At 74.6% G+C, this 4,893-nt stretch carries 4 protein-coding genes; 2 read left to right on the forward strand and 2 right to left on the reverse strand.

The genetic code is table 11. The features are described 5' to 3' along the window. The coding region (locus I003_RS33705) for an ATP-binding cassette domain-containing protein (protein ID WP_037722098.1) at window positions 1-224 on the reverse strand (224 nt) is incomplete at its 3' end. 435 nt (window positions 225-659) lie between these two features. Here I003_RS33705 and lnt point away from each other — a divergent pair. Further along, entirely contained in the window at window positions 660-2,336 is a 1,677-nt protein-coding gene (gene lnt, locus I003_RS33710) for an apolipoprotein N-acyltransferase (protein ID WP_051368600.1), read from the forward strand. Between the two features lie 156 nt (window positions 2,337-2,492). On the opposite strand, the gene I003_RS0128845 is transcribed toward lnt, so the two are convergent. Continuing rightward, a complete protein-coding gene (locus tag I003_RS0128845; protein WP_027774636.1) occupies window positions 2,493-3,446 on the reverse strand; it encodes a hypothetical protein in 954 nt (317 codons plus the stop codon). 243 nt (window positions 3,447-3,689) lie between these two features. Here I003_RS0128845 and I003_RS0128850 point away from each other — a divergent pair, with 243 nt between their 5' ends. Next, window positions 3,690-4,142, forward strand: coding sequence for a phospholipase (locus I003_RS0128850; RefSeq protein ID WP_027774637.1), 453 nt, complete (start codon window positions 3,690-3,692; stop codon window positions 4,140-4,142). Window positions 4,143-4,893: the final 751 nt, after the last annotated feature.

Genomic DNA, 4,893 nt, shown 5'->3' on the forward strand with positions numbered 1-4,893 from the left:
ACGAGACTCGCGCGCCGGGCCCGCTGCAGCCGCGCGAGGGTGCGCAGCAGCGTCGACTTCCCGCTGCCGTTGGGCCCGACGAGGGCGGTCACCTCGCCGGGCCGCAGCCGCAGCGAGGCGTCGTGGACGACGTCGACGCCGTCGTACGCCACGGTGACGTCGGCGGCGGACAGGGCGTGCCCGCGGGCTCCCGCGGCGGTGGGCGTGCTCTCTCCGGCTCTCACGGGAGCTTAGGTTAACCTAACCTCACCCCGCTGCGGCAGGCGGTACACGAGAGAACGGTGAGCGCCCCCTGGCCGTCGCCCTCCGGCCGGCCCGCCGCACATGCTCCCCCGCGGATCCCGGCTCCCCGGGGAGAGCAGCTCGATGACCCCGGCCTGTCGGTCCGCGAGGACGCCGCGCGCCGGGAGCGCGGCGCGCGGGGCTGCGGCCCGGTGGCCTGCCGGGCGGTTGCCGGCGGCCCGGGCGCGTAGAGGCGGCTCCGGCGTGCGCCCCGGCCGCCCCCGCCCGGCAGCCTGCGGCGACCGAGTCGAACGTCACTGGCGCGCGACGGGGGTGGCGGGGCGAGAATACGGGTGGGCGGCGCGCGGATGCCGGACCGACCGGCGTGGTGCCGCGGCACCCGCGGCGCCCGACGACGAGCGCATCCTGGAGGCTTCGTGACCGCCGCACCACCGCGTACGACAGCCGTCCTCGCCCACGGCGGGGACGGGCCGCCGGCCGCCGTGCCGTGGGCCTCCGCCGTGCGGCTGCGCGCGCCGTGGCTGGAGTCCGTGAGCCGCCGGACGTGGTTCTCACCGGCGCTGGCCGCGGTGGCCGGCGTGCTGCTCGCGCTGGCCTTCCCGCCGTACGGGCTGTGGCCGCTGGCCGCCGTGGCGCCCGCGGCGCTCTTCGTGCTGCTGCGCGGCGCCCGCCGCAAGCGGGACGCGTTCTGGACCGGCACGGCCTTCGGCGTCGCGTTCTTCATCCCCCTGCTGTGGTGGCTGTCCAACCTCGGCATCCTGCCGTGGCTGCTGCTCAGCGTCATCCAGGCGCTGATGCTCGGCGGGCTGTGCCTGGCCGTGCCGCCGCTGGTGCGGCTGCCGGCCTGGTGGGTGTGGGCGGCGGCCTGGTGGGTGGCGGTCGAGGCGGTGCGCTCGCGGGTGCCGCTCGGCGGCTTCCCCTGGGGGCGGCTGGCCTTCAGCCAGGCCGACGCCCCGACCCTCGGCTGGGCCTCGGCCGGCGGCGCACCGCTGGTCAGCGCCGTCGTCGCCCTCGCCGCGGGCGCGCTCGCGGCACTGGTCACCGCGCGGGCCGCGCGGTGGAAGGTGCCCGCGCTCGCGCTGGCCGCGGCGGTCGCGCTGGGGGCCTGCGGGACGCTGCTGCTGCCGAGCGCCGGGAACGCGGGCGACGAGCGGGCGACGGTGGCCGTGGTGCAGGGCAACGTGCCGCGGGCCCGCAGCCTGGAGGAGCAGGCCCGGGTCGAGATGGTCGCCGAGAACCACATCGCCGCCACCGAGGAACTGGCCGCGGACGTGCGCGCGGGCCGGGCGGAGCGGCCCGACCTGGTGCTGTGGCCGGAGAACTCCACCGACCGCGACCCGCGCAACGACCCCGTCCTCAGCGCCCGGATCTCCCAGGTCGTGGACGACCTCGGCGCCCCCGTCGTCGTCGGCGCCATCCTCGACGCCCCCGGCGACCGCATCCGCAACGCCGGGCTCCTCTGGCTCCCCGGCAGCGGCCCCGGCACGTACTACGCGAAGCGGCAGCTCGTGCCCTTCGGCGAGTACATCCCGATGCGCTCGCTGCTCGGCGGCTTCGGCGACCTCCAGCTCATCCCGCGCGACTTCGAGGCCGGCGACGAGGCGGTGCGCCTGGACGCCGGGGACGTGCACCTGGCGGAGTCGATCTGCTACGAGGTCGCGTACGACGGCCAGGTCCGCGACCAGGTGCGCACCGGCGCCAACCTGCTGGCGGTGCCGACGAACAACGCCACGTACATGCGCGACGGCAACCTCGGCGAGCCCGAGCAGCAGCTCGCGATGTCCCGGCTGCGGGCGGTCGAGCACGACCGCTCGACGCTGGTCGCGTCCACGACGGGCATCAGCGCCATCGTCACGCCGGACGGCGAGACGGTCGACGAGACGGGCCCGTGGCGCCGCGAGGTGCTGACGGCCGAGGTGCCGCTGCGCACGGACGAGACCCTGGCGACGCGGGTCGGGTCGGCGCCGGAGTGGGCGATCGTGGCACTTGCGGCCGGGGCGCTGGGCACGGCGGTGTACCTGCGGCGGCGGGACGGCGCGGAGGGCGGCGCGGCAGAGTCCTCCGCGGCCGGGGAGCCCGCGGCGGAGAACTGAGCCGGGTCATGACGATGCCCGCCGCGGGCGGGCCCGCGGTGCCGGGCCGCCGCCCGTACGGCGCCGGGAGGTTCCGGCGCGCGGTCCGCGGGCCCGGCGCGGTACGGGGTCCCGATGGGTACGGGGTCCCGGAGCCGCCGGGGGAGCCCGGGGACGTCAGTGGAAGCGGGTCGTGACGATGCGGGCCTTGTAGATCTGCGCGCCCGGGCGGGTCTTGGACTGGCCGCCGGAGAAGTAGACGGTCGGGCCGCCCCACGGCGGGTCCGACGGCGTCGGGTCCAGGGTCCACATCGCCTCGCCGTCGGTGTAACGGACGTACGACTTGACGTAGTTCTCCTCGGAGATGATCGTCACCTTCCGCGTGGCCTTGTCCAGGGAGTACACGCGCCCGCTGTCGGTGACCCACAGCTTGCCGGGGTCGGTGTAGTCGGGCTGGATGTCGTGGCCGTTGCCGGCGAAGGAGATGTCCGTACCGGACTTCACCAGCCGTGCCGTGGAGTTGGCGCCGGTGACCCGGTAGGTGCGGATGACCTTGCCTCCCGTGACCCAGAGCAGGTCGTTCACGTCGTCCCAGAGCACGGCGTGGGGCTTGGGCATGTCGGTGATCGTCTGGACCTCGCGGAGCGTGGAGTGGTCGCTGTTGGCGCCGCCGTAGACGTGGATGCGGTCGCGGGTGCCGGCGACGACGACGGCGGCGACGTTCGGGATGCGCTCGATGCAGTGCGGGTAACTGGCGACGGACGTCTCCCAGATGAGGTCGCCGCGGTCCAGGCGGTTGCCGTTGCCGGTGACCGCGACGATGCCGGCCCGGCCGTTGCCGGGCTGGCCGGCGGTCATCAGGGCGATGGTGCCGTAGCGGGTGGTCGCGCGGAAGCGGATCTCGAAGGGGTCGTCCCAGCCGTTCGTGGTGCCCGGGGTGAAGCTCCAGGTCGACGCCGCGGACCAGTCGCCGGTGCGGTCGAAGACCTGGAAGCTGTTGGTGGCCTGGTCGGTCAGCGCGATGGGGTAGTTCGCCGCCGCGGCGCGCGCGGCCGACGTCCCGAGGGTCACGGCGGCCGGCGCGGCGACCGCGCCGGCGAGGGCTCCGGTGAGCAGGGTGCGTCGCTTCATCGTCCGTCCGTCCGTCGGTGGGGACACGGCCGCTCCCCGTTGTAATGCACGGCGGTTGCGGGGCGGTTGCGCGGTTTGGGGAACGCACACCGACTTCATGATTCTGACAGGAGCATGACTTCCCTCGGGAAATCTACGCGCATAGTCTGAGCGCCGGCACGGCCGACTGCCGGCACGCCCGCGGCAGTCGGCACCCCCCCCAGGCCGTGCGCCGCGACCCGGCGCACCTACCCGAGGAGTCCCATGCGCCCCACCGCAAAGAAGGGTCTGGTCGCCGCCGGCGTCACCGCGGCGGCCCTCCTGGCAACGGTCGCCCCCGCCGAGGCCGCCCCCGCCGACAAGGCCCAGGTGCTCAGCAGCTTCACGCAGACCAGCGCGACGAGTTACAACGCCTGGGCGGCAGCCGAGGCCAACCGAGGCGCCTGGTCGGCGTACGGTTTCAACTGGTCGACCGACTACTGCAGCAGTTCCCCGGACAACCCCTTCGGCTTCCCGTTCCAGAAGTCCTGTCAGCGCCACGACTTCGGCTACCGCAACTACAAGGAAATGGGCACGTTCAGCGCCAACAAGTCCCGGATCGACAGCGCCTTCTACGAGGACCTCAAGCGCGTGTGCAACCGCTACTCGGGCGCCACCAAGACCTCGTGCAACGGGACGGCCTGGGTCTACTACCAGGCGGTCCGCGCCCTCGGCTGACCTCAGTGCCCTGACCCCTGACCCACCCGGCCCCGGCGGTGCCCCCATGCCGCCGGGGCCGGGAGCCGTTTGCCGTTTGCCGGTGGGCGGTGGGCGGTGGTAGGTGGGCCGGGAGCGGTGGTCGGTGGTCGGTGGTCGGGCGGTCGGTGGACGGGGAGCGGCAATCGGTGCTCGGTTCTCGGCGTCCGGCGTCCGGCGCTCGGTGGTCGGTGGTCGGCGTCCGGTGGTCGGCGCTCGGCGTTCGGCGTCCGGTGGTCGGGGTCAGGGGTAGGTGATCGGCGGCGTCTGGCGACTGAGTCACCGACTCCGTGGAAGGGCTCCGCAGGCTGATCCCGACCATCAAGGCCGGCAGGGCGGGCCCCTGCGGTAACGGCACGAACCCGGCGTCCGGGAGGGGGCGTCGGGGTTACCGGAGCCGTGGGGGCACCCCCCGGGCCACCCATCTCCTGAGTGTGCGGGCCTGCGTCCGGCGTCAAGGGCGCCCCCTCCGCTTCGCTCCAGGGGCGTCGCTGTGCGATGGGGCTTCGCCCCACCCTTGACTCCGGACTCCGGCCCGTGACAGACCGGCGGCTATGGGTGGCCCGGGGGGAGCGGCACCCCGTCGAAGGCCATGCGGATCGCACCCGGCGGACGGGGGCCGATGCCGGCGCACGAGACACCCGCTCGCGGACAGGCTGCGCGCCGCGAGTGGAAGCGGTCGGCACAAAGTCACGGTGAGCCGTCCCGGGAAACCGCGCAAATCCCCCACCGA

It is taken from the genome of Streptomyces sp. CNQ329, from assembly GCF_000482585.1.